This is a genomic window from Serratia marcescens, from assembly GCF_006715005.1.
Taxonomy (GTDB): domain Bacteria; phylum Pseudomonadota; class Gammaproteobacteria; order Enterobacterales; family Enterobacteriaceae; genus Serratia; species Serratia montpellierensis.
The window spans coordinates 124,008-147,760 of the sequence record NZ_VFMJ01000001.1 but is presented as its reverse complement, the minus strand read 5'-3'; the positions used below and the strand labels follow the sequence as shown (position 1 = coordinate 147,760).

Below are 23,753 nucleotides of genomic sequence, written 5' to 3'. Positions count from 1 at the left end.
AAAAGGGACACCGCATGATGCGGTGTCCCCCGAACACAAACTTTGCCGAACGTGTTATTCGTAATCGCTCATCGGCACGCAAGAGCAGAACAGGTTACGGTCGCCGTACACGTCGTCCAGACGCTTAACGCTCGGCCAGTACTTGTTCTCGCGTACGCCGGCCACCGGGAACACCGCCAGCTCGCGGCTGTACGGGTGCTGCCAGTCGTTGACCAGCTCCGCCTGCACGTGCGGCGCATTCACCAGCGGGTTGTCTTCCAGCGGCCATTCGCCTTTGGCGACGCGGTCGATCTCGCTGCGGATCGCCAGCATGGCATCGATAAAGCGATCCAGCTCCACTTTGCTTTCCGACTCGGTCGGCTCGACCATCAGCGTGCCCGCCACCGGGAACGACATGGTCGGCGCGTGGAAGCCAAAGTCGATCAGGCGCTTGGCGATGTCCATTTCGCTGATGCCGGTCTCTTCCTTCAGCGGACGAATATCGAGGATACATTCGTGCGCCACGCGGTGATCGCGGCCGGTATACAGGATCGGATACGCGTCTTTCAGACGAGTTGCGATGTAGTTGGCATTCAGGATCGCCATCTGGCTGGCCTGCTTCAGGCCTTCCGCGCCCATCATGCGGATGTACATCCAGCTGATAGGCAGGATGGAGGCGCTGCCGAACGGCGCCGCGGAGACCGCGCCCTGCTGGGTGGTTACGCCGTCGATCTGCACGACGCTGTGGCCCGGTACGAACGGCGCCAGGTGCGCTTTCACGCCGATAGGGCCCATGCCCGGGCCGCCGCCGCCGTGCGGGATGCAGAAGGTTTTATGCAGGTTGAGGTGCGAAACGTCCGCACCGATGTAGCCTGGCGTGGTGATGCCCACCTGGGCGTTCATGTTGGCGCCGTCCAGATATACCTGACCGCCGAACTGATGCACGATCTGGCACACTTCACGGATGGTTTCTTCATACACGCCGTGGGTCGACGGGTAGGTCACCATGATACAAGAGAGTTCTTCACCTGCCTGCTCTGCCTTGACGCGCAGATCGTGCAGATCGATGTTGCCGTTCTTGTCGCAAGCGACCACGACCACGCTCATGCCCGCCATTTGGGCAGAGGCCGGGTTGGTGCCGTGCGCCGAGCTCGGGATCAGGCAGACGTGGCGGCCCGCTTCGTTGCGGCTTTCGTGGTAGCGACGGATAGCCAGCAGGCCGGCGTATTCGCCCTGCGCGCCGGAGTTCGGCTGCATGCATACCGCGTCATAGCCGGTCAGCTGCACCAGCCACTGAGACAGTTGGCCGATCATCTGTTGGTAACCGGCAGCCTGCTCCGGCGGGCAGAACGGGTGCAGTTCGGAGAATTCAGGCCAGGTGATCGGGATCATTTCCGCCGCAGCGTTCAATTTCATGGTGCAAGAGCCCAGTGGGATCATCGCCTGGTTCAGCGCCAGATCCTTACGCTCCAAGCGATGCATGTAACGCATCATCTCGGTTTCGCTGTGATAGCGGTTGAATACCGGGTGGGTCAGGATCGGGTCCTGGCGCAACATGGCGGCCGGGATCGATGCGCTGTTCTTGCTCACCGCCGCGTCCAGCGCGTCGATGTCCAGGCCGTGGTTGTCGCCGGCCAGCAGTGCGAACAGCGTTTGCACGTCTTCACGGGAGGTGGCTTCATCCAGCGTGATGCCCACGGCGCCGTGAATGTCGTTACGCAGGTTGATGCCGAAGCTCAGCGCACGTTCCAGCACGGCGGCTTTGTCTTTCACTTCAACGGTCAGGGTGTCGAACCAGGTGTTGTGACGCAGCGTCAGACCGGCCTTCTGCAGCCCGGCGGCCAGAATGTCGGTCAGGCGGTGGATACGCCCGGCGATGCGCTGCAGCCCTTGCGGGCCATGGTACACCGCGTACAGGCTGGCGATGTTCGCCAGCAGCACCTGCGAGGTACAGATATTCGAGTTGGCCTTCTCGCGGCGGATATGCTGCTCGCGAGTCTGCATCGCCATGCGCAGCGCGGTGTTGCCGGCGGCATCGCGGGAAACGCCAATAATGCGGCCCGGCATCGAACGCTTGAACTCGTCGCGGCAGGCGAAGAAGGCGGCATGCGGGCCACCGTAGCCCATCGGCACGCCGAAGCGCTGCGCGGAGCCGAACACCACATCGGCACCCTGCTTGCCCGGCGCGGTCAACAGCACCAAAGCCATGATGTCGGCGGCCACGCTGGTGATGATTTTGCGCGATTTCAATTCGGCCAGCAGCGCGCTGTAGTCGTGCAGCTCACCGGTGGTGCCCACCTGTTGCAGCAGCACGCCGAACACGCCGTCCAGCTCCAGCACTTTTTCCGCTTTATCGACGATGACGTCGAAGCCGAAGGTTTCGGCGCGGGTGCGCACCACGTCCAGCGTTTGCGGATGCACGTCGTCAGCCACGAAGAAGCGGTTGGCGTCTTTCAGTTTGCTGGCGCGTTTGGCCAACGCCATCGCTTCGGCGGCGGCGGTCGCTTCATCCAACAGCGATGCGGAAGCCAGATCCAGGCCGGTCAGATCGAGGGTCACGGTCTGGAAGTTCAGCAGCGCTTCCAGGCGGCCCTGCGACACTTCCGGCTGATAAGGGGTATAAGCGGTGTACCAGCCCGGGTTTTCCAGCATGTTGCGCAGGATCACCGGCGGCGTCAGCACGGCGCTGTAGCCCATGCCGATATAGGATTTGTAGCGCTGATTTTGCGAGGCGATCGCCTTCAGCTCAGCCAGCGCCTGGTGTTCGGTCGCCGCGTCGCCGACCGGCGGCGGCCCCGGCAGCTGAATGTCCGCCGGCACGATCTGTTGGATCAGCGCGCTGAGCGAGCGAGCGCCCACCGCTGCCAGCAACTCCTGGCGTTGTTCCGCAGAAGAGCCGATGTGGCGTTCAATGAACGCTTCGCTGTGTTCGAGTTGGCTGAGTGTCTGAGTCATTGCTACAAATTCCTGAATGCTTGCGTGATACGGGATATAGCTTGAACGGTAACTAAAACGCCCCGGCCGAAAGGCCTGGGGCGCGGTCACGATTACTCGTCGATCGAGGCCTGATAAGCCGCGGCGTCCAGCAGGTTCGCCAGCTCGCCTTCGTCGGAGGCTTTAATCTGGAACAGGAAGCCGTCACCGTAAGGTTCGCTGTTCACCAGCTCCGGGGAGCTTTCCAGCTCGCTGTTCACCGCCACGATTTCGCCGCTGATTGGCGCGTAAATGTCCGACGCCGCCTTGACGGATTCCGCCACGGCGCAATCTTCACCGGCGGCGACGTTGCGGCCCACTTCCGGCAGATCGACAAACACCATATCGCCCAGCAGTTCCTGCGCATGTTCGGTGATGCCTACGGTGTAAACGCCGTTACCTTCTGAACGAACCCACTCGTGGGAGGATGCGTATTTCAATTCTGTTGGCACATTGCTCATAGCCGGTTACTCCTTCGAAGAAATAATTTCCCGTCGTCTTTCACACTGCAGCGTTGTTGGCTGCATACGTTCACCTCGGTCACTTACCGCAGTAAGCTCCCGAGGACTCGCGCACTCGCCGCCTGGCCGCAGCGCGAAATCCCTAGGGAAGAATCAATAAAAATCAATTTGTCAGCGGCTTGCCGGCGCGAACGAAACCGGGCTTGGTCACTTTGACCGGCATTTCACGGTTGCGGATCTGCACGATGGCCTGCTCACCGATGCCGGCAGGCACGCGTGCCAGCGCGATGCTGAAGCCCAGCGTCGGAGAGAACGAGCCGCTGGTGATCACGCCTTCATGGGTTTGCCCCGCCGCGTCGGTGAAACGCACCGGCAGCTCATTACGTAATACGCCTTTTTCCGTCATGATCAAGCCGACCAGTTGCTCGGTGCCCTGCTCGCGCTGTTGTTCCAGCGCTTCGCGGCCGATGAAACGACGATCTTCCGGCTGCCAGGCGATGGTCCAGCCCATGTTGGCGGCCAGCGGTGAAACGCCTTCGTCCATCTCTTGCCCGTAGAGGTTCATGCCCGCTTCCAGACGCAGCGTGTCGCGCGCGCCCAGACCGGCCGGCTTGACGCCCGCGGCCAGCAATTTTTGCCAGAAATCCGCCGCCTGCTCTTTCGGCAGCGCGATCTCATAGCCGGCCTCGCCGGTGTAACCGGTGGTGGCGATGAACAGCTCGCCGGCCTGCACGCCGAAGAACGGCTTCATGCCTTCGACCGCACTTTTTTGTTCCGGGGTGAACAGCGTGCCGGCACGCTCTTTGGCTTGCGGGCCCTGCACTGCGATCAGCGCCAGATCGTCGCGCACCGTCAGCGCTACGCCATACGGCGTGGCGTGCTCTTCGATCCAGGCCAGGTCTTTGTCGCGCGTGGCGGAGTTCACCACCAGGCGGAAATAGTCTTCAGTGAGGAAATAAACGATCAGGTCGTCGATCACGCCGCCGGAGGCATTCAGCATGCCGGTGTACAGCGCCTTACCGGGTTGGGTCAGTTTGGCGACGTCGTTCGCCAGCAGGTAGCGCAGGAACTCGCGGTTGCGGGCGCCGTGCAGATCCACGATGGTCATGTGAGACACGTCGAACATGCCGGCATCCTGACGCACCGCGTGGTGCTCATCGAGCTGCGAGCCGTAGTGCAGCGGCATCATCCAGCCGTGAAAGTCTACCATGCGCGCACCGCACGCCACGTGCTGGTCGTACAGTGGGGTTTGCTTTGCCATCTTTTCCCTCTTTCCACTCGTCGCTAGAAGTTAGGGTGCTACCACGCAATGCGGCGGAGCCTGGCTCGCGGCCCGATCGCCATGGCGCACTGACTGCTCAACACAAATGCTGCGCCGGGACGGGCGGAAACTGCGTGCAACCGCCGTGACGCAAACGATACCTTTCCCTCGAACTTATCACCGAACGACCACATTAACCATAAGTTAAAATAGGCTCATCGCCGTTCCGGGGCGGTAAAATGCCGGGCTAGTGTGCAGAGTTTTTCACTGGAAAAATGCGCCTTAAGGCACAAAATTAACAATTAAAGCGGCAAAACGCCGAACTTATATAACAAACCTATGGCCTCACATAGGATCCGGACTTTTGATAACCGAACATGGGATTAGAAAAAGTAATGATAAAAAGCGGCTGAAATTAGATTATTTCAAATGAAGGGTTTTATAAGGAAAAGCGATGGCATAAGGCGAGAAGCGCGAGCCCGATGAGGGCTCGCAGAAGGCGGGGTGTCAGGCAAGCCACTCGGGCAGATCGTTCAGGCCCATCGCCTGACGCACCAGCTTAGGCTTGACGCCAGGCAGGCTGTCCGCCAGCCGCAGACCCACATCGCGCAGCAGCTTTTTGGCCGGGTGGTTGCCGTCGAACAGTTCGCGGAAACCCTGCATGCTGGCCAGCATCACCGCCGCGCCATGTTTGCGACGGCGCTCATAGCGGCGCAGATAGAGGTGCTGGCCGATATCCTTGCCCTGCCGCTGCAGGCGGCGCAGTTCGGAAATCAGCTCGGCGGCATCCATAAAGCCCAGGTTCACGCCCTGCCCGGCCAGCGGATGCACGGTATGCGCCGCATCGCCTACCAGCGCCAGACGGTGCGCGGCGAAACTGCGCGCATAGCGACCGGTCAACGGGAACGCCAAGCGTTCGCTTTCCAGGCTGCAAGCCCCCAGGCGCATGTCGAAGGTCATCGCCAGTTCGCGGTTGAATTGCTCCGGTTCAAGCTGTTTGAGCCGTTCGGCGTCTTCCGGCGTCACCGACCAGACGATGGAGCTCAAATGCGGATCGCTGAACGGTAGGAACGCCAAAATGCCGTCACCGTGGAAAATTTGCCGCGCCGTCGCCTGATGCGGTTCTTCGGTGCGAATGGTGGCCACCAGCGCGTGGTGGCGGTAATCCCAGAAGGTGAGCGGAATATCGGCGTGCTGACGCAGCCACGACTGGGCACCATCGGCGCCGATCACCAGCCGGGCGGTCAGCATGCGCCCGTCCTCCAGCGTGACGAAGGCGTCATTTTCGCCCCATGCCACCTGCTTGAGTGCGGCCGGGGTAATCAGCGTGATGTCCGACAGGCTTTCGGCGCGTTTCCACAGCGCCTGCTGGATCACCGAGTTTTCGATGATGTGGCCGAGATGGCTGAAGCCGCACTCGTCGCCGCGGAAAGCAATCTTGCCGAAGCTGTCGCGATCCCACACTTCCATCGCGTTGTAGGCGCTGGCGCGCAGTTGGAGAATGTCGTCCCACACGCCGATGTGCTGCAGCAAACGCTCGCTGGCGGCATTGATGGCGGAGACGCGCAGGGCCGGCTGTTCCGACGGCGGCGCCATCTCCGGCTGACGCTGCTCCAGCACCGCCACGCGCAGCCCGCTGCCCTGCAGGCCGCAGGCCAACGCCAGCCCCACCATACCACCCCCGGCGATAATCACGTCAAATGATTGCATGCTGCTCGATTTCCTTAAATAACGCGCGACGCCTTGCCGCGCCGCGCTTTGGGCGCGTTAAAGCGCCCGACTATGTCTCTAACGTTCCACCCAGCCCAGCGTTCGCTTGGCGAAGGCGTCGCGCACCGCCGGCAAACGTTCCATCGCCATCAGCCCCAGGCTGCGGCCGACTACCAGCGGGGCATAACGGTTGGCGAACAGGTGGATCAACCCATCGGTCACGCCGATCGTCGCCTGCTGATCGTTTTGCCGCCGCTGCTGGTAGCGGCTCAGCAGTGCATAACCGCCGGCGTCTTCGCCGCTGTCTACCGCTTCCGCCAGCGTTTCCGCCAACGACATCACGTCGCGCAGGCCAAGGTTGAACCCCTGCCCGGCGATCGGGTGCAGCGTCTGCGCGGCGTTGCCCACCAGCGCCAGCCGGTGGCTGACATGGCGATCGGCAGTCAGCAGGCTGAGCGGATAACTGTGCCGTTTACCGGCCTTGAGGATACTCCCCAGCCGCCAGCCGAAGGCCTGTTGCAGCTCGGCGATAAAGCGCTCGTCGTCCCAGGCATCCACTCGGGCGCGATCTTCGCGCGCATGGCACCACACCAGTGAACTGCGCCCCTGCGACATCGGCAACAGCGCCAGCGGCCCATAGCGGGTAAAGCGCTCGAAGGCGCGCCCCTGCGGATCTTCCGCCGTGGTGACGTTGGCGATGGTGGCAAACTGCGGATAGTCCTCCTGCCGCCACTGCATGTTGCAGGCCTGCGCCAGCGCCGAACGCGAACCGTCGGCCGCCACCAGCAGCTGCCCGCACAGGCGCTGACCGTTGTCCAGCAGCACCTCTGCCCGCTCTGCGGTGCGAATCACGTCCACCACCCGCGCCGGGCAGTGCAGCGTAACGCCCGGCGCCTTCGCCAGCAGTGCGAACAGCCGCTGCCCGGCGTCGTGCAGTTCGATCACCTGGCCGAGCGCATCGACCTGATAATCCTGCGCCTGCAGATTCACGAAACCGGCATGGCCGCGATCGCTGACGTGCACCTGAGTGATCGGTGTGGCGCAGTCGCGCAGCACCGGCCAAACGCCGATGCGCGCCAGCTGTTGGCAGGTGCCCTGCGCCAATGCGATGGCGCGGGCGTCAAAGCCTGGGTGGTTGCGGTCATCCGGCCGAGTCGCCTCGACCAGATCTACCGCCATTCTTCCCTGAGTAAGCGACGAGATAGCCAGCGCCAGCGTCGCGCCCGCCATACCGCCACCAACGATAATTACGCTCATTTTATGACCTTGCCGCCGCCATCAACGCTTCGATAGCATCGGCGTCTTTCACCACGGTGGCGGTCAGGTTTTCATTGCCGTCGGCGGTGATCACGATGTCGTCCTCGATACGGATACCGATGCCGCGGTATTCCGCCGGCACGTCCGCATCCGGCGCAATGTACAGCCCCGGCTCCACGGTCAGCACCATGCCCGGCTCCAGCAGCCGATCGCGGCTCGGCGTGCCGTAGTGGCCGACGTCGTGCACATCGAGGCCCAGCCAGTGGCTCAGCCCATGCATGAAGAATTGACGGTGCGCCTGCTCGGCGATCAGCGGGTCGACTTCACCTTTCAACACGCCCAGCTCCACCAGCCCGACCACCATGATGCGCACCACTTCGTCGTTGACTTCGCGGATGCTGGTGCCGGGTTTGAACAATTCCAAAGCGCGCAGCAGCGACGCCAGCACGATGTCGTACACCGCGCGCTGCGGCTTGCTGAACTTGCCGTTGACCGGGAAGGTGCGGGTGATATCCCCGGCATATCCCTGGTACTCGCAGCCGGCGTCGATCAGCACCAAATCGCCGTCGCGCATCGGGCTCTCGTTCTCGGTGTAGTGCAGGATACAGCCGTTTTCGCCGCTGCCGACGATGGTGTTGTAAGAGGGGTAGCGGGCGCCGAGGCGGGTGAATTCATGGTGAATTTCCGCTTCCAACTGATATTCGAACATGCCCGGGCGGCATTTTTCCATCGCGCGGGTATGCGCCAACGCGCTGATCTCACCGGCGCGGCGCATCACCGCCAGCTCTTCCGGTGACTTGAACAGCCGCATGTCGTGCAGCCACGGCCGCCAGTCGGTCACGGTGGCCGGCGCCTGCAGATTCTGGCGGAACCCCTTGCGCAGCTTGTCCAGCGCGCCGAACAGGATCTGATCGGCATAGGCGTATTCGCCCTGCGCGTGGTAGACCACGTCCAGGCCGTTGAGCAGCAGGTGCAGCTGGTCATTGATTTCATCGAACGGCAGCGCGCGATCCACGCCCAGCTTCGCCGGCGCGGCGTCTTGCCCCAGACGGCGGCCAAACCAGATTTCCGCCGTCAGATCGCGCACCCGGTTAAACAACACGCTGTGGTTGTGCGTTTCGTCGCTTTTAATCAGCACCAGCACCGCTTCCGGCTCATTGAAGCCGGTCAGGTACCAAAAGTCGCTGTTCTGCCGATAGGGATAGTCTGAATCTGCACTGCGCGTCGTTTCCGGCGCAGAGAAAATAACCGCCGCACTGGCCGGCGCCATTTTCGCCAACAGCGCCTGACGGCGGTTGTTGAATTCCTGCTGAGTCATTACCTTCTCCTGAAATCATGCCATCCGCACCGCCGGCGGAGGGGCGATAGAACGTTTAGTGCAACGTCGGTTTGATGTTTTCCGGCGCCGTCGGCTTGTGACGGGTGAATTCGCCGTGGCACATGATGGCGGCGACCCGCACATATTCCGCCACTTCTTCCAGCGACTGTTCCAATTCTTCCTGATCTTCGTCTTCGTCGTAGCCCAGCTGCGCGATGTTGCGCAGATCGTCGATCGCTTCACCGACCTCGTCTTTCACCTGAGCCAGCTTCGGCTGCATCATGCCCAGCCCGAGCAGGAAGTGGTTGACCCAACCGCCCAGCGCATCGGCGCGATCGAACACGCTGACGATCTCCCCTTCAGGCAGCATCAGTTGGAATAGGAATTCATCGTCTTCCAGCGTTTCACGCGTTACTTCATACAGCTGTTGCAGCGGTTGGCTGAGCGCCTGCGGGAAGGCCACGCCTTCGTTGGTCAGATCGTGCACCAGCGCCTGCCAGCCGGCGTCACGGCTGCCGCCGCACAGCAGGCCGCTGATCAGGCCGTGCATTTCTGCCGCGGTCAACGCCACCGACTGCTGGTTGAGGGCCACGGTCAAAGATTGGTAACTTGGAAATGTATTCTGTATAGACATGCGCATTCGTCATCGTTGGCAGGATAAGTTCGTGTTATGCTACCACCAAGGTCCGTCGCTATACCAGATAAGCGCGACACCTCAGTGGCTAGTTATAATCGCGATGTGGCAGGTTTCACACTGCGCCGTCGGGTGGCAAAAGTGCGGTAAATACGCATTTTGAAACCCTTTTTTGACTGGCAATGTGCGCCACAGTAGATTACAACCAGGTACTGAAAAAGGGGTTGTATCTTGGTACCGAGGTATATATAGTGGCGCCCGCTTTGACGGCCCGGCCAGGGCGGACAAGGCTGGCGCGAAATTTAGGCAGGAAGGTGGCATGTCTGCACAACCGGTAGATATTCAAATTTTTGGCCGCTCGTTAAGAGTCAATTGCCCGCCAGAACAACAAGATGCGTTGAATATGGCGGCGGACGATCTTAACCAACGGTTGCAAGATCTTAAAGTTCGCACTAGAGTCTCCAATACTGAGCAACTGGTTTTCATCGCGGCATTGAACGTCTGTCACGAACTTGCTCAAGAACGGTTGAAAACCCGTGACTATGCGTCCAATATGGAACAACGCATACGGATGCTGCAGCAGACCATTGAACAAGCGCTGCTTGAACAAGGTCGCATCTCTGAACGTCAGGATGCACAATTCGAATAACTTAAGTTGTTGAAATCAAAGTTTCGGCAACGAGTACAAAATTTCTCTGAGATGTTCGCCAGCGGGCCAGTCCCCTGAGCCGATATTTAGTACAAACAGAATGTGTTGCTCCGCGATCGGTGAGCACGCTCGGTGCGCCGAGAAGCCTTAAGATTGCGACGGCACGTTCACCTTGAACCATGGGTTCAAGGGTTACAGCCTGCGACGGCATCTCGGAGATTCCCCTTCTCAGCGGTTTATGTGTGCTGAACGCCACACTGAGCAAGCCTGATACGATGTCTTTTCAACCCCAATTCGCGCAGCAGCGCCAAGCCATTCGCCAACTTATTCGCCAACGCCGACGCGAACTTACGCCGGATCAGCAACGCTTTGCCGCAGACAAGATAACCGAGCGCCTTGCCGCACATGCACGCATTCAGGCGGCGCACAGCATCGCAGTATTTTTGTCGTTTGACGGCGAACTCGATACCGGGCCGCTGATCGAGCAACTGTGGACGCTCGGCAAACGGGTTTACCTGCCGGTGCTGCACCCGTTCAGCTCGGGTCACCTGCTGTTCCTGCGCTATGCGCCGGAAACGCCGCTGGTACGCAATCGCTTCAATATTCTCGAGCCCCGCCTCGATGTGCGCCAGGTGTTGCCGCTGGGCGAACTTGACGTCGTGCTGACGCCGCTGGTGGCATTCGATCATACCGGGCAGCGTTTGGGCATGGGGGGCGGTTTTTACGATCGCACCCTGCAAAACTGGCGCAGCGGCGGCCCCTATCCCATCGGTCTAGCCCATGATTGCCAGCAGGTGGAGCGCCTGCCGACCGAGCACTGGGATATCCCGCTGCCGGAAATCCTCACCCCGCTCTGCAGCTGGGCGTGGCACGAGCCCAAATAGCAAAAGGCCGGATCGCTCCGGCCTTTTTCGTTGCGGCAAGCCGCCGAATCAGAACAGCAGACGGGCGCGAATGGTGCCGTCGATGGCCTTCATGCGCTGCAGCGCGGCGTCGGCGCGTGCGATTTCCGCTTCGATGTCGATCACCACGTAGCCGATTTCCGGCCCGGTTTGCAGATACTGGGCGGCGATGTTAACCCCCTCTTCGGCGAAGATCTGGTTAATCTGCGTCAGCACACCCGGACGGTTTTCGTGGATGTGCAGCAGGCGGCTGGCGTTCGGACCATGCGCCGGCAGCGACACTTCCGGGAAGTTGACGGCGGACAGAGTCGATCCGTTGTCGGAGTATTTCGCCAGCTTGCCGGCCACTTCGTCGCCGATGTTCTCCTGCGCTTCCTGCGTGGAACCGCCGATGTGCGGCGTCAGCAGCACGTTGTCGAACTCACACAGCGGCGAGTTGAACGGATCGCTGTTGGTCGCCGGCTCTTCCGGGAAGACGTCGATCGCCGCGCCCGCCAGGTGATTGCTGGCCAGCGCGTCGCACAGCGCGGGAATATCCACCACGGTGCCGCGCGAGGCGTTGATCAGAATCGCGCCCGGTTTCATCAGCGCCAGCTCTTCCGCCCCCATCATGTTCTTGGTGGCCAGCGTTTCCGGCACGTGCAGCGTCACCACGTCGCTCATATTGAGCAGATCGGACAGATGGCGCACCTGCTGCGCGTTACCTAACGGCAGCTTGTTCTCGATATCGTAGAAGAACACTTTCATGCCCAGCCCTTCGGCCAGAATGCCCAGCTGGGTGCCGATGTGGCCGTAGCCGATGATGCCCAGCTTTTTGCCGCGCGCCTCATAAGAGCCCACGGCCAATTTGTGCCACACGCCGCGGTGCGCCTTGGCGTTGGCGGCCGGAATACCGCGCAGCATCAACAGCAGCTCGCCCAGCACCATTTCGGCCACGGATCGGGTATTGGAGAAGGGGGCGTTGAAGACCGGAATACCGCGTTTGGTCGCCGCTTTCAGATCAACCTGGTTGGTGCCGATGCAGAAGCAGCCCACCGCCACCAGTTTTTCTGCGGCGGCAAACACCTCTTCGGTCAGATGCGTACGCGATCGGATGCCGACGAAGTGTGCATCGCGGATGGATGCCTTCAGCGATTCGGTGTCTAACGCACCCTTGTGGTATTCGATGTTGGTATAACCGGCGGCACGTAAATTATCGACCGTGCTCTGATGAACCCCTTCCACCAACAGGAATTTAATCCTGTCTTTCTCCAATGATACTTTTGCCATTTACCCGACCCTATGTTCAGACTTCAGAAGCGGCTGTGACGACACAGCTCCCATCCAACATAACAAAAATAACGCGGGCGGCAATACAAACGATTGCCTGCCCGGCAGGACAAGGCGCAGCGTTCATGGCGGTTTACGGCAGAAAATGCCATAGGGAAAGTTTTCGGCAGAAGCTTTGGGGAGTCAGGTTTCACAATGTGACATAAGTCACCAAATTTGCCGTTTTTCAGAAAAGATATTTTAACCGAAGAATTATGCGGCCCGGCGCTACCGGGCCACAGACGGCGGAGGCTTATTTGACCACTTTCACGCCTTCCGGGGTGCCGACCAGCGCCACGTCCGCGCCGCGATTGGCGAACAGCCCCACGGTCACCACGCCGGCGATGCCGTTGATCTTGTTCTCCAGCGCGATGGCGTCGGTGATGCTCAGGTTATGCACATCGAGGATCACGTTGCCGTTGTCGGTCACCACGTTCTGACGATACTCCGGCAGGCCGCCGAGTTTCACCAGCTCGCGCGCCACGTAAGAGCGGGCCATCGGGATCACTTCCACCGGCAGCGGGAACTTGCCCAGCACGTCGACCTGCTTGCTGGCGTCGACGATGCAGATGAATTTCTTGGCGATGGCGGCGATGATCTTCTCGCGCGTCAGCGCAGCGCCGCCGCCCTTAATCATCTGCATATGACCGTTGATTTCGTCCGCGCCGTCCACGTAGATATCGAGCGAGTCCACTTCGTTGCTGTCGAACACGTGGATGCCGAGGCTTTTCAGCTTGGCGGTGGAGGCGTCTGAGCTGGACACCGCGCCTTCGATCTGGTGCTTGATGGAGCCCAGCGCGTCAATAAAGTGGGCGGCGGTAGAGCCGGTGCCAACCCCGACGATGGTGCCCGGCGTCACGTATTCCAGCGCCGCCCAGCCCACCGCTTTTTTCAGTTCATCCTGCGTCATAATATGTCCCTTGCCTCTGTACGAAAACGTGTGCGTATTATAGGGTAAAACGCTGTTTTTCACGCCGGCAGGATCACACTTATTTACCGCAGCCCGCATTTTTACCCGCTTGGCGGCGAGCTGGGGGCGTGATTTTTCCACCTGCGCCGTGCGCAAAATGTGGCATAGTGCCGGTATCATTCTAATTTAAGGGATATCTTTCCGATGAAACGCCCAGACTATCGTACGCTGCAAGCGCTGGACGCGGTGATCCGTGAGCGCGGCTTCGAGCGCGCCGCGCAAAAACTCTGTATCACGCAATCGGCGGTATCCCAACGCATCAAACAGCTGGAAAACCTGTTCGGCCAACCGCTGCTGGTCCGTACCGTGCCGCCGCGCCCGACCGAACAAGGGCAAAAGCTGCTGGCGTTGCTGCATCAGGTGGAATTGCTGGAAGAAGAGTGGCTCGGCAACGACACCGGCGTCGATACGCCGCTGCTGCTGTCGCTGGCGGTCAACGCCGACAGTCTGGCAACCTGGCTGCTGCCGGCGCTGAAACCGGTGCTGGCGGACTCCCCCATTCGCCTGAATCTTCAGGTGGAAGATGAAACCCGCACCCAGGAGCGGCTACGCCGCGGTGAGGTGGTGGGTGCGGTGAGTATTCAGCCGCAGCCGCTGCCGAGCTGCCTGGTGGATCGGCTGGGAGCGCTGGACTACCTGTTCGTGGCCTCCAGCGGCTTCGCCGAGCGCTACTTCCCGAACGGCGTCACCCGCTCCGCGCTGCTGAAAGCGCCGGCGGTGGCCTTCGATCATCTCGACGACATGCATCAGGCATTCCTGCAGCAGAACTTCGATCTGTCGCCGGGCAGCGTGCCCTGCCACATCGTGAACTCATCGGAAGCCTTCGTGCAGCTGGCGCGTCAGGGCACCACCTGCTGTATGATCCCGCATCTGCAGATCGAAAAGGAGCTGGCATCCGGTGAACTGATCGATCTGACGCCGGGGCTGTACCAGCGCCGCATGCTGTACTGGCACCGCTTCGCGCCGGAAAGCCGCATGATGCGCAAAGTGACCGACGCGCTGCTGGAACACGGTCACCTGGTGCTGCGTCAGGATTAAAACGAAAAAAGGTTCGCCGCAGCGAACCTTTTCTTCAATACGATAACCTTACTGCGCAGCGTTACGCTGCAGCTCGAACACCACGTCCACCTGATCGTCGAAGTGAATGCTTTGCTGTTCATAGGTTTGCGCCGCGTCGCTTTCCGCCGCCGCACCGGCCGCCTTATACATCCGCGCCACCGGCATCGGCTGGTAGTTGGCGACCCGATAGCGAATGCTGTACACCGGCCCCAGCTTGGCGTGGAAGCCCTTGGCCAGGGATTCGGCCTGCTGAGTCGCGTTCTCGATAGCTTTTTGCCGCGCCTGCTCGCGATACACGTCCGGCTTGGCGACGCCCAGCTCCACCGCGCGGATCTCGTTCAGGCCGGATTTCAGCGCACCGTCCAGCAGCTCGTTCAGCTTGTCCAGCTGACGCAGGGTCACCTGCACCTGGCGCACCGCCCGGTAGCCCTTCAACACCGACTCACCGGTTTTCAGGTAATCGTATTCCGGCTGGGTGCGCAGGTTGGCGGCGCTGATGTCTTTCTTCTCGATGTTGTTTTTCTGCAGGAAATCAAAGTACTGCGCCACGCGCTCGTCCACCTGCTTCTTCGCCTGGGCGGCGTCTTTGGAGGAAACGCTCACTTCGATCGCCAGGGTGGCGATATCCGGCGTGGCGTCCACGCTGGCGGTGCCGGAGGTGACGACGTGCGGCCCTTCAGGCACTTCAGCCGCCTGCAGCGCCATCGGTAACGTCCCTAATCCGACCATTGCGGCCATAGCCAATGCTTTTAGCTTCACAGTGTCTCCTTAATGACAGGCTGTCTCTGATCGCCGGCTTTTCCCTGTGAGAACCGCCGGATTCCTGGCATCAAACGTAGCATATCGCACGGCGTTTTGAATTCGGATTAGTGACAAATTCTTATAAATTTGCCCCCTGCCAGGCCAGCTGCAGCGCGATGCCCCACATCACCAGGCCGACCAACGCGTTGATGATGCGCTGCGCCCGCTGCGTGTTCAGCCACGGCGCCAGCCAGGAGGCCAGCAGCGCCAGGCCAAAGAACCACACCGCCGACGCGCTGACCGCGCCAAGCGCGAACCAGGAACGCACGTCCGCCGTCAGCTGCCCGCCCAGGCTGCCGAGCACCACAAAGGTATCCAGGTACACGTGCGGGTTCAGCCAGGTGACCGCCAGCATGGTGACCACGAGGCGCCAGCGGCTCTGCGCCAGCTCCTGCGCCGCGGCCTGTGCCGGTTGCGGGCTGAAGGCGGAACGGAACGCGCCCCACCCGTACCACAGCAGAAACGCCACCCCGCCCCAGGTGACCAGCGCCAGCAGCAGCGGCGAACGGGTCAGCAATGCGCTGCCGCCGAAAATCCCGGCGCAGATCAGCACGATATCGCTCAGCGCACACAGCGAGGCAATCATCAAATGATACTGGCGGCGAATGCCCTGGTTCATCACGAATACGTTCTGCGGGCCCAGCGGCAGGATCATGGCGGCGCTCAGGGCAAAACCCTGCAGGAAGACGGCTAACATGGGAGATTCCTCGAATGATAAAAGGCGCCGGACGAAGGCGCGTGTCGGTCAACACGCGCATCATACGAGGAAGCGATCATTAGGTGAAATTGATGTTTCTAATCCAGTATCAGAGACGCTAATACTTAAATCGGCGTGACGAACCCCAGCTCCTGAGAGATGCGTTGCGCGGTGGCCAGCACCGGTTTGATCAGGCTTTTGACGCCGATCTGCTGCAGCTTGGCGGTCGGCAGAGAAACCGACACCGCATAAGGCACGCGCTGTTGAATATCGAACACCGGTGCCGCCACGCAGGAGACCCCCAGTTCGTTTTCCTCGCGATCCATCGCCATGCCGCGCTGACGAATATCGGCCAACTCCTCATACATCTTCGGCAGCTCGGTAATGGTATTGCGCGTCAGCGTCTGAATCTCCTGCTGGTGAGTCTGCCAGTAGTGAGCCGGGTAATCATCGTTGCCGTAAGCCATGAAGATTTTACCCATCGCCGAACAGTACAGCGGCATATGCTGGCCGATATAGGCGCGGGTGCGCATCATGCCGGTGGTCGGCTCCAGCTTGTAGATCAGGATGACGTGGTCGTCTTCACGGCTGGAGAAGTTGACCGTCTCGCCCACTTCCAGGTTCAGCTGTTCCAAATGCGGCGCGGCCACGTGAATGATGTTGAGTGACGACAGCGCCTTCTGGCCGATGGAAATGAACTTGGTGGTCAGGCGGTAGCTGCCCGGCGACGGCGCCTGGGTCACATAGCCGCTGGTGTGCAACCCCTGCAGCAAGCGGTGCACCGTGCTCTTGTTCATGCCGGCCAGCTCGGACAGATGCGCCAGCGGACATCCGTTGGGGAAATTGCTCAGGATCTCAATCAACTGCAAACCGCGGAACAGGCTTTGACTGCCCAGCGGTTTGTCTTTCTTGTCATCTTTCTCGTCGACGGCTTTCAGGCTCATAGCGAAAATCTCTCCAGTGTCGAACCGCCAACCGGCGCTGCGGCGAAGTCAGCAGGCTCTTTGCCGGGCATGTTACCCCAAGGCCCGCATCAGGTGAAGACGGAACGCCGTTTCATTGTCCGCAGCGGGCCAAAAATCCGCAATATTTCCCCCACATTGAAGTGAGCCATCGGTCACATTTCCGCAAAGTAAAAAATAACTCATTGTTTAATAGCAACAATTAAAACCTCATCGCCTTTGATTTAGCGCAACGAACGTCATATTATTTTTGAAATTGAATTTCGCATGTTGAAATTTAAAGGCCAGATACTCACCAGCGGTTTAGCTGATTTGCCCGGCATCTTCGCACGGGCGCAACACCAGGGGCGCATCACATGACTATCGATAATGCGGCACAACCCATCCTTACCCTCAACCACATCGTCAAACGATTTGGCGGCAACGTGGCGGTCAACGACGTCAGCCTACAGGTGATGCCGGGCGAGGTTCTGGCGTTGCTGGGCGAAAACGGCGCCGGTAAATCGACGCTGATCAAAGTGCTGGCGGGCGTCTACCCGCGCGACGGCGGCGATATTCGCTTTCAGGGCGCAAGCATCGCCTCCGCCGCCGCGATAAAAAGCGCCAGCCGCCAGCCGATCGCTTTTATTCATCAGGATCTCGGCCTGATCGAATGGATGACGGTGGCGGAAAACATGGCGCTGGTGATGGGGTTTCCCCGCCGCTTTGGGTTGATCGACTGGCGCGCCATTCGCCGCCGGGCGGCGCAGGCGCTGCACGACGTCGGCATCGCACTCGATCCCGATGCGCGCGTTTTCGAACTGTCGCGCACCGAAAAATCGCTGCTGGCGATCGCTCGCGCGGTGGCGGTCAATGCCGAGCTGCTGGTGCTGGATGAACCGACCGCCTCCCTGCCCGCCAACGACGTGCGTCATCTGTTCGCCGTGATCAACCGGCTGCGCGCCAAAAAGGTCGGCATGATTTACGTCACCCACCGCCTGGACGAAGTGATCGAAATCGCCGACCGGATCTGCGTGATGCGCGACGGGCGCTATGTCGCCGGCGGCCGCACCGCCGACTACTCGCTGCGCGATCTGGTGCAAACTATCGTCGGCGAAGCGATGGCGGACGATCAGCGCGAACCGCTGCCGGAACATCGTCCGCCGGTGCTGCAGCTCGATAGCGTCACGGTGGGCGATATCGGCCCGGTGAGCTTCGACTTGCAGCCGGGCGAGATGCTGGCGCTGGCCGGCCTGCGCGGGGCCGGACAAGAAGAAATTGGCCGGCTGCTGTTCGGGTTGCGCCAGGCCGACGGCGGCGCGATTCGATTTCGCGATCGACCCTATCAGGCGAGCACCCCGCAGCAGGCGATGGCCTGCGGCGTTTCGCTGGTGGCGGGCGATCGCACCGGCGAAAGCCTGGTGATGTCGATGACCGTGCGTGAAAACCTGTTTATCAACCCCTGCGCCAGCGGCCACCGGCTGCTCTCCCGCTACGGGCGGCGAGCGGAGATCGGCGCCAGTTGGTGGAAGGTGCAGCTGTTCGACGTACGCCCCAAGGACGTCAATATCGATATCAGCGCACTGTCCGGCGGCAACCAGCAAAAGGTGGTGATGGCGCGCTGGATGCATCTGGGGGCGCCGCTGCTGATCCTGGAAGATCCCACCGCCGGCGTGGACGTCGGCGCGCGAGCGGAAATCTACCACCTGCTGAATAAATCCCTGGCGGAAGGCGTGGCGGTGCTGGTTATCTCCAACGATTTCGAGGAGATCGCCCATATTTGCAACCGCGCACTGGTATTCAACCGCGGGAAAGTGGTCGGCGAGCTGAAAAATCAGCAGGTGTCATTCGCCAATTTATTGGAGCTGGCCTCTGCCAGCACCGGGGAAAGCGTCGCAATCACGTCAGAATCCGAGGTAGGCCATGTCTAAAACATCCGTTAAATCAACCGCGCTGGAGCAGCGCGTCAGTCTGGCGCAGGACGGCGCCGGCCCGTGGCTGATGCAGGTTCTCACCCGCTATGGCCTGCTGCTGCTGTGCATCGCGCTGGTCGTGCTGTTCTCACTGCTCACCCCCTCCTTCGCATCGATGCTGACGCTGCAGGCTATCTTGTCGAGCAAGGCCAAAATCGCCCTGTTGGCGCTGGCGGCGACCATCCCGATGATCGTGGGCAAGATCGATCTTAACGTCGGTTTCGGCATTGTGCTGTGGCACATTCTGGCGATCACGCTGCAGGTGGAATACGGCTTCTCCTGGCAGATGGCGGTGCTGACGGTGCTGGCGATCTCGGCGCTGTACGGGTTGCTGAACGGCATTCTGGTGGCGCTGGCCGATATCGACAGCTTCGTCGCCACCCTCGGCTCCGGCACCGTACTGTACGCCATTGCCCTGTGGCACTCCGGCGGGCGGCAGATCGTCGGCGACTTGCCTGATGCCTTCATCGCGCTGCACCACACCGAGATCGCCGGCATTCCGATCGTGGCGTTTTACGTGCTGATCGTCGCGGTGGTGCTGTGGCTCATCACCGAACACACCCCGCTCGGCCGCTGCATGTATGCGGTGGGCGGCAACCCGGCGGCGGCGCGCCTGAACGGCATCTCGGTCAACCGCTTTACCATCGGCGCCTTCATCGCCTCCAGCGTGCTCACCGGTTTCAGCGGCGTGTTGATCGCCGCCGAACAGGGCGTCGGCCAGGCCAGCGTCGGCATGGACTATCTGCTACCGGCGCTGGTCGGCGCCTTCCTCGGCAGCACCACCATTCGCCCAGGGCGCGTCAACGTCTGGGGCACCGTGGTCGGCATCGCCATTCTGGCTATCGGCATCGCCGGCATTCAGCAGTTCGGCGGCGAATTCTGGGTCGAGCCGCTGTTCAACGGCGCGACGCTGTTACTGTCGATCACCCTGGCCGGCTATGCCCAACGCCGTCGGCTGCTCAATCAGAAAGCGGTACAACGCAGCCAGGCGACGCCGGCTGACAACAACAATCAGACAGCGACCCACCCTTAAACCAGGAGCACACCATGAAACGCATTTGGCTGTTACCGGGGTTCACCACATTCTTGCTCGCCGCATCGCCGGCCTGGGCCGACGCCTATCTCGATCAGGCCACCGCCGCCGTCGCGAAGGCTACCGCCAGCGCCACCCAGTGGGACGGCCCCACCAGCGGCCCGCAGCTGCAGGCCAACAAGAAGATCATTTTTATCGCCTCCGACATGAAGAACGGCGGCGTGCAAGGGGTGCAACAGGGGCTGAGCGAAGCGGCAAAAGCCGCCGGCTGGAAGCTGGAAACGCTCGACGGCGGCGGCTCGGTGAAAGATCAGCTGGCATCGCTCAATCAGGCCATCGCCCAGAAACCGGACGGCATCGTGATCGGCGGCTGGAACCCTAACGTCGCCAAGATCCCGCTGAAAAAGGCCGTACAGCAGGGCATCGTGCTGACCGCCTGGCATGCGGTGCCGGAACCGGGCCCCATCGCCAAATACAACGTGTTCTATAACGTCACGTCGGATTCCAACGAAGTGGCACGCATCGCCGCGCAATACGCGGTGGTGCAGTCCGGCGGCAAGGCGAGCGTGTTGATCTTCACCGACTCGCTGTACCAAATCGCCTTGGACAAGGCCAACGTCATGAAAGAAGAGATCGCCAAATGCAGCGGCTGTACGCTGCTGGAATTCATCGACACGCCGCTGGCCGATACCGCCAACCGCATGCCGGCGATGACCTTCAGCCTGCTGCAGAAGTACGGCGACAAATTCCAATATGCGCTGGCGATCAACGATCTGTACTTCGACTTTATGGCGCCGGCGCTGAAAACCGCCGGCAAAGGCGGCAAGAACGCGCCTTACAACGTGTCGGCCGGCGACGGTTCAATCTCCGCTTACCAGCGTATCCGGTCGGGCGACAGCCAGTCGGCGACGGTGCCGGAGCCCTTGAAGCTGCACGGTTGGCAACTGCTGGACGAATTCAACCGCGCCTTCGCCAAGCAGCCGCCTTCCGGCTACGTGACCCCGGCGCATCTGGTCACCCGCGACAATATCGCCGCCGACGGCGGCGCCAATAACCTGTATGACCCGCAAAACGATTACCAGGGCCACTACAAAGCGATCTGGGGCGTGAAGTGAACGGCGGCATTCGGCATTCATTGCGCACGCACGCTCAGCTCGAGCGTTTGTGCTCACCGGCGATCTGGGCCGAGGGGCCGGTCTGGCTGCCGCAGGAGGATGCGGTGGTGTTCAGCGACGTGAAAGGCAATCGCATGTTCCGCTGGTCGCGCCGGGGTGAGCTGAGCCTATACCGCTCGCCGTCGCACTACGCCAACGGCAATGCGCGCGACGGCGAGGGCCGCGTGGTCAGCTGTGAACACGGACGGCGCGGCATCAGCCGCACCGAAAGCGATGGCGAGGTGCGTCTGTTGATCGATCGCGTCGACGGCAAGCGCTTTAACTCGCCGAACGACGTGACGGTGCGTTCCGACGGCACCCTGTGGTTCACCGATCCGCCCTACGGCATCATCGGCGACGAAGAGGGTTACAAATCAGAAAGCCAGGTAATCGGCTGCTATCTCTACAGCTTCGATCCGCGCGACGGTTCGCTGACCATCGCCGCCTGCGACCTGCAGCGCCCGAACGGCCTGGCGTTTTCACCGGATGAAAAATGGCTGTACGTTGCGGACATGTCGATCGTGGATTTTCCGACGCTGGGCCGCCGCGAGCTGCGCGTCTATGCGGTCAACGGTCGCGAGCTGGAAGCCGGCCGCCGTTTTGCAACCGTGGAACCCGGGTTCCCGGACGGCTTCTGCGTCGATCGGGCCGGCAATCTGTTTTGCAGCTGCGCCGACGGCGTGCTGGTCTTTGATCCACAGGGGCGACAGATCGACAAAATCAGCGTGCCGGAACGCGTCTCCAATTGTACCTTCGGCGGCCCGAACGGCGATGAGCTCTATATCACCGCCACCACCTCGCTCTACCGCATGGTGCTGAACACCCGCGGTTAGCCGGGGTCTCGCAAGACGCAGGGTGGGTTTCGATCCGCCCTGCTTTGTCACGTCTGAAGCACGCCATCTCCACCAAAACGTGGCGGCGATCACAAAATCACCACTCAATTTTAACGTCATGTTTTTCATGAATAATTTTACTCCCCCTTGCTTTGACTTCCCTGAATCTCCGGGATAGCATTTATTTGAAATGCAATTTCGCATATTGAAATTTAGCGAACCAAAAACAGACGATTCGCACAGGCGGAGAACCGGCATGAGAGTGAGTTACAGCGAGTTAAAACAGCAATTCAAACGCGTGCTGCTGGCGCGCGGCGTGGCGGAACATCTCGCCGACGACTGCGCCGGCATGTTCGCCGACACCACCGCCAGCGGCGTTTATTCCCACGGCGTTAACCGCTTTCCACGCTTTATTCAGCAGTTGGACGCCGGCGATATCGTGCCGGACGCCGAACCCAGCAAACTGTTGTCGCTGGGGGCGATCGAGCAATGGGATGCGCACCAGGGCATCGGCAACCTTACCGCCCGCCGCATGATGGATCGCGCCATGCAGCTAGCCGACGATCATGGCATCGGCCTGGTGGCGCTGCGCAACGCCAACCACTGGATGCGCGGCGGCGGCTACGGCTGGCAGGCGGCGGAGAAAGGCTATATCGGCATTTGCTGGACCAACTCGATCGCCGTGATGCCGCCGTGGGGCGCCAAAACGTGCCGTATCGGCACCAACCCGCTGATCGTCGCCGTGCCCGGCAACCCGATCACCATGGTGGACATGTCGATGTCGATGTTTTCCTACGGCGCGCTGGAGCTGAACCGGCTGGCGGGCAAAACCCTGCCGGTGGACGGCGGCTTCGACAACGACGGCCGCCTGACCCGCGATCCGGCCACCATCGAAGAGAATCGGCGCATTTTGCCAATGGGGTACTGGAAAGGATCGGCGTTGTCGATCGTACTGGACATGATCGCCACCCTGCTGTCCGGCGGCGCCTCGGTGGCGGAAGTGACGGAAGATCACCGCGACGAATACGGCGTCTCGCAGGTGTTCATCGCGATTGAGATAGACCGGTTGATCGACGGCGACAGCCGCGATCAAAAACTGCAGCGCATCATGGATTACGTCACCAGCGCCGAACGGGACAACCCCGACGTCGCCATTCGCCTGCCGGGCCACAAGTTCCCGCGCATTCTGGAAGAAAACCTGCGCGACGGCATTCCGGTTGACGAACGAGTCTGGGCGCGCATTCAGGCGCTGTAACGGGAGGATCATCATGATATTCGGCCACATCGCCAACACCGCGCCCGAGCAGTATCCGACGCCGGTCGCCAACGCCGTCGCCTATTTGCAGCGCACCGATTTCAGCGTCTTGCCCGCAGGGCGCTATGAAGATCCCGCCACCGGCTACGTGGTGCAAGTGCTGGATCTGCATACCCAACCACCGGATGCGCTACGCCCGGAAGTCCACCGGCAAAACGTCGACGTGCAGTTTCTGGTCAGCGGTACCGAGCTTATCGGCGTAGCGGCGGACAACGGCGACAACGTCATTCATCAGGAGCTGCTGACGCAGCGCGACATCCTGTTTTATCAGGACGTGACCGACGAATCCTGGCTCACGATGCGCCCCGGCAACTTCGCGGTATTTTTTCCGCAGGACGTGCATCGCCCGGCCTGCATTAACCAACGCCCCTGCGCGATACGCAAGGTGGTGGTGAAGATACCGCTGGCGTCGTTTAGCGCCTGATAAACGCAACACCCGTAACGATAACAACACCGGTCCATGAGGCCTGTGCGGGCGCCCTTGCGCCCAAATCAAGCAAAACAATAACGCCCGACCCTACAAAA

General features: G+C 61.0%; 21 protein-coding genes and 1 other RNA gene. 10 read left to right on the top strand and 12 right to left on the bottom strand.

What is annotated here, in order from left to right; translation table 11 throughout:
• Positions 1 to 54 precede the first annotated feature (54 nt).
• From gcvP to FHU12_RS00660, 7 genes are all read right to left on the bottom strand, one after another.
• The gene (gene gcvP, locus FHU12_RS00690; RefSeq protein ID WP_141966772.1) at positions 55 to 2,934 is read right to left on the bottom strand and encodes an aminomethyl-transferring glycine dehydrogenase; all 2,880 of its coding nucleotides are present in this window, start codon (positions 2,932 to 2,934) and stop codon (positions 55 to 57) included.
• Between the two features lie 92 nt (positions 2,935 to 3,026).
• Positions 3,027 to 3,413, bottom strand: a complete 387-nt coding sequence (gene gcvH, locus FHU12_RS00685) for a glycine cleavage system protein GcvH (RefSeq protein WP_141966770.1) — start codon at positions 3,411 to 3,413, stop codon at positions 3,027 to 3,029.
• A 163-nt stretch (positions 3,414 to 3,576) separates the two neighbouring features.
• Positions 3,577 to 4,674: a glycine cleavage system aminomethyltransferase GcvT gene (gene gcvT / locus FHU12_RS00680; RefSeq protein ID WP_141966768.1), complete on the bottom strand. Its 1,098-nt coding sequence runs from the start codon at positions 4,672 to 4,674 to the stop codon at positions 3,577 to 3,579.
• A gap of 507 nt (positions 4,675 to 5,181) precedes the next feature.
• A complete protein-coding gene (ubiI, locus tag FHU12_RS00675; RefSeq protein ID WP_141966766.1) occupies positions 5,182 to 6,384 on the bottom strand; it encodes an FAD-dependent 2-octaprenylphenol hydroxylase in 1,203 nt (400 codons plus the stop codon).
• A 78-nt stretch (positions 6,385 to 6,462) separates the two neighbouring features.
• Positions 6,463 to 7,641 (bottom strand): 2-octaprenyl-6-methoxyphenyl hydroxylase, encoded by a 1,179-nt coding sequence (gene ubiH / locus FHU12_RS00670; protein WP_141966764.1) that lies wholly within the window; start codon positions 7,639 to 7,641, stop codon positions 6,463 to 6,465.
• A gap of 1 nt (position 7,642) precedes the next feature.
• Positions 7,643 to 8,959 carry a Xaa-Pro aminopeptidase gene (gene pepP / locus FHU12_RS00665; protein ID WP_141966762.1) on the bottom strand — a complete coding sequence of 439 codons (1,317 nt, stop codon included), beginning with the start codon at positions 8,957 to 8,959 and terminating at the stop codon, positions 7,643 to 7,645.
• 55 nt (positions 8,960 to 9,014) lie between these two features.
• Positions 9,015 to 9,593: a YecA/YgfB family protein gene (locus FHU12_RS00660; protein WP_063990675.1), complete on the bottom strand. Its 579-nt coding sequence runs from the start codon at positions 9,591 to 9,593 to the stop codon at positions 9,015 to 9,017.
• Between the two features lie 319 nt (positions 9,594 to 9,912).
• Between FHU12_RS00660 and zapA the strand changes: the two genes are divergently transcribed.
• The 3 genes from zapA to FHU12_RS00645 all read left to right on the top strand — a co-directional run bounded on the left by zapA (position 9,913) and on the right by FHU12_RS00645 (position 11,126).
• The gene (gene zapA, locus FHU12_RS00655) at positions 9,913 to 10,242 is read left to right on the top strand and encodes a cell division protein ZapA (protein WP_004931621.1); all 330 of its coding nucleotides are present in this window, start codon (positions 9,913 to 9,915) and stop codon (positions 10,240 to 10,242) included.
• Between the two features lie 40 nt (positions 10,243 to 10,282).
• Positions 10,283 to 10,465: non-coding RNA, 6S RNA (gene ssrS / locus FHU12_RS00650), on the top strand.
• Between the two features lie 52 nt (positions 10,466 to 10,517).
• Entirely contained in the window at positions 10,518 to 11,126 is a 609-nt protein-coding gene (locus tag FHU12_RS00645; protein ID WP_141966760.1) for a 5-formyltetrahydrofolate cyclo-ligase, read from the top strand.
• A 48-nt stretch (positions 11,127 to 11,174) separates the two neighbouring features.
• On the opposite strand, the gene serA is transcribed toward FHU12_RS00645, so the two are convergent.
• Positions 11,175 to 12,413 carry a phosphoglycerate dehydrogenase gene (gene serA / locus FHU12_RS00640; protein WP_046687762.1) on the bottom strand — a complete coding sequence of 413 codons (1,239 nt, stop codon included), beginning with the start codon at positions 12,411 to 12,413 and terminating at the stop codon, positions 11,175 to 11,177.
• Positions 12,414 to 12,705: 292 nt separating this feature from the next.
• Positions 12,706 to 13,362, bottom strand: coding sequence for a ribose-5-phosphate isomerase RpiA (gene rpiA, locus FHU12_RS00635; protein WP_025304157.1), 657 nt, complete (start codon positions 13,360 to 13,362; stop codon positions 12,706 to 12,708).
• A gap of 204 nt (positions 13,363 to 13,566) precedes the next feature.
• Between rpiA and FHU12_RS00630 the strand changes: the two genes are divergently transcribed.
• Positions 13,567 to 14,460, top strand: a complete 894-nt coding sequence (locus FHU12_RS00630) for a LysR family transcriptional regulator ArgP (protein ID WP_141966758.1) — start codon at positions 13,567 to 13,569, stop codon at positions 14,458 to 14,460.
• Positions 14,461 to 14,508: 48 nt separating this feature from the next.
• Here the strand turns inward: FHU12_RS00630 and FHU12_RS00625 are convergent, their stop codons facing one another.
• The 3 genes from FHU12_RS00625 to FHU12_RS00615 form a co-directional block, all read right to left on the bottom strand.
• Positions 14,509 to 15,240, bottom strand: coding sequence for an oxidative stress defense protein (locus FHU12_RS00625; protein ID WP_025160209.1), 732 nt, complete (start codon positions 15,238 to 15,240; stop codon positions 14,509 to 14,511).
• A 121-nt stretch (positions 15,241 to 15,361) separates the two neighbouring features.
• Positions 15,362 to 15,979 carry an arginine exporter ArgO gene (gene argO, locus FHU12_RS00620; RefSeq protein WP_025304159.1) on the bottom strand — a complete coding sequence of 206 codons (618 nt, stop codon included), beginning with the start codon at positions 15,977 to 15,979 and terminating at the stop codon, positions 15,362 to 15,364.
• A 125-nt stretch (positions 15,980 to 16,104) separates the two neighbouring features.
• Positions 16,105 to 16,923, bottom strand: coding sequence for an IclR family transcriptional regulator (locus FHU12_RS00615; RefSeq protein WP_025304160.1), 819 nt, complete (start codon positions 16,921 to 16,923; stop codon positions 16,105 to 16,107).
• 374 nt (positions 16,924 to 17,297) lie between these two features.
• On the opposite strand from FHU12_RS00615, the gene FHU12_RS00610 reads away from it, so the two are divergent.
• From FHU12_RS00610 to FHU12_RS00585, 6 genes are all read left to right on the top strand, one after another.
• On the top strand, positions 17,298 to 18,851 hold the full coding sequence (locus FHU12_RS00610) for a sugar ABC transporter ATP-binding protein (protein ID WP_141966756.1): 1,554 nt from the start codon (positions 17,298 to 17,300) through the stop codon (positions 18,849 to 18,851).
• The gene (locus FHU12_RS00605; RefSeq protein ID WP_016930014.1) at positions 18,844 to 19,926 is read left to right on the top strand and encodes an ABC transporter permease; all 1,083 of its coding nucleotides are present in this window, start codon (positions 18,844 to 18,846) and stop codon (positions 19,924 to 19,926) included. Before FHU12_RS00610 ends, FHU12_RS00605 begins: the two co-directional genes overlap by 8 nt.
• A gap of 14 nt (positions 19,927 to 19,940) precedes the next feature.
• Positions 19,941 to 21,041, top strand: a complete 1,101-nt coding sequence (locus tag FHU12_RS00600) for an ABC transporter substrate-binding protein (protein WP_025304163.1) — start codon at positions 19,941 to 19,943, stop codon at positions 21,039 to 21,041.
• Positions 21,038 to 21,913: an SMP-30/gluconolactonase/LRE family protein gene (locus tag FHU12_RS00595; protein ID WP_185742259.1), complete on the top strand. Its 876-nt coding sequence runs from the start codon at positions 21,038 to 21,040 to the stop codon at positions 21,911 to 21,913. Before FHU12_RS00600 ends, FHU12_RS00595 begins: the two co-directional genes overlap by 4 nt.
• A 256-nt stretch (positions 21,914 to 22,169) precedes the next feature.
• Positions 22,170 to 23,168: a 3-dehydro-L-gulonate 2-dehydrogenase gene (gene yiaK, locus FHU12_RS00590; protein WP_141966754.1), complete on the top strand. Its 999-nt coding sequence runs from the start codon at positions 22,170 to 22,172 to the stop codon at positions 23,166 to 23,168.
• 13 nt (positions 23,169 to 23,181) lie between these two features.
• Positions 23,182 to 23,652, top strand: coding sequence for a NanQ anomerase/TabA/YiaL family protein (locus tag FHU12_RS00585; RefSeq protein ID WP_141966752.1), 471 nt, complete (start codon positions 23,182 to 23,184; stop codon positions 23,650 to 23,652).
• Positions 23,653 to 23,753: the final 101 nt, after the last annotated feature.

Bases quoted from the DNA above. Each gene is read 5' to 3' on its own strand.
- gcvP (WP_141966772.1), bottom strand. From the start codon at position 2,934: ATGACTCAGACACTCAGCCAACTCGAACACAGCGAAGCGTTCATTGAA.
- gcvH (WP_141966770.1), bottom strand. From the start codon at position 3,413: ATGAGCAATGTGCCAACAGAATTGAAATACGCATCCTCCCACGAGTGG.
- gcvT (WP_141966768.1), bottom strand. From the start codon at position 4,674: ATGGCAAAGCAAACCCCACTGTACGACCAGCACGTGGCGTGCGGTGCG.
- ubiI (WP_141966766.1), bottom strand. From the start codon at position 6,384: ATGCAATCATTTGACGTGATTATCGCCGGGGGTGGTATGGTGGGGCTG.
- ubiH (WP_141966764.1), bottom strand. From the start codon at position 7,641: ATGAGCGTAATTATCGTTGGTGGCGGTATGGCGGGCGCGACGCTGGCG.
- pepP (WP_141966762.1), bottom strand. From the start codon at position 8,959: ATGACTCAGCAGGAATTCAACAACCGCCGTCAGGCGCTGTTGGCGAAA.
- FHU12_RS00660 (WP_063990675.1), bottom strand. From the start codon at position 9,593: ATGTCTATACAGAATACATTTCCAAGTTACCAATCTTTGACCGTGGCC.
- zapA (WP_004931621.1), top strand. From the start codon at position 9,913: ATGTCTGCACAACCGGTAGATATTCAAATTTTTGGCCGCTCGTTAAGA.
- FHU12_RS00645 (WP_141966760.1), top strand. From the start codon at position 10,518: ATGTCTTTTCAACCCCAATTCGCGCAGCAGCGCCAAGCCATTCGCCAA.
- serA (WP_046687762.1), bottom strand. From the start codon at position 12,413: ATGGCAAAAGTATCATTGGAGAAAGACAGGATTAAATTCCTGTTGGTG.
- rpiA (WP_025304157.1), bottom strand. From the start codon at position 13,362: ATGACGCAGGATGAACTGAAAAAAGCGGTGGGCTGGGCGGCGCTGGAA.
- FHU12_RS00630 (WP_141966758.1), top strand. From the start codon at position 13,567: ATGAAACGCCCAGACTATCGTACGCTGCAAGCGCTGGACGCGGTGATC.
- argO (WP_025304159.1), bottom strand. From the start codon at position 15,979: ATGTTAGCCGTCTTCCTGCAGGGTTTTGCCCTGAGCGCCGCCATGATC.
- FHU12_RS00615 (WP_025304160.1), bottom strand. From the start codon at position 16,923: ATGAGCCTGAAAGCCGTCGACGAGAAAGATGACAAGAAAGACAAACCG.
- FHU12_RS00610 (WP_141966756.1), top strand. From the start codon at position 17,298: ATGACTATCGATAATGCGGCACAACCCATCCTTACCCTCAACCACATC.
- FHU12_RS00605 (WP_016930014.1), top strand. From the start codon at position 18,844: ATGTCTAAAACATCCGTTAAATCAACCGCGCTGGAGCAGCGCGTCAGT.
- FHU12_RS00600 (WP_025304163.1), top strand. From the start codon at position 19,941: ATGAAACGCATTTGGCTGTTACCGGGGTTCACCACATTCTTGCTCGCC.
- yiaK (WP_141966754.1), top strand. From the start codon at position 22,170: ATGAGAGTGAGTTACAGCGAGTTAAAACAGCAATTCAAACGCGTGCTG.
- FHU12_RS00585 (WP_141966752.1), top strand. From the start codon at position 23,182: ATGATATTCGGCCACATCGCCAACACCGCGCCCGAGCAGTATCCGACG.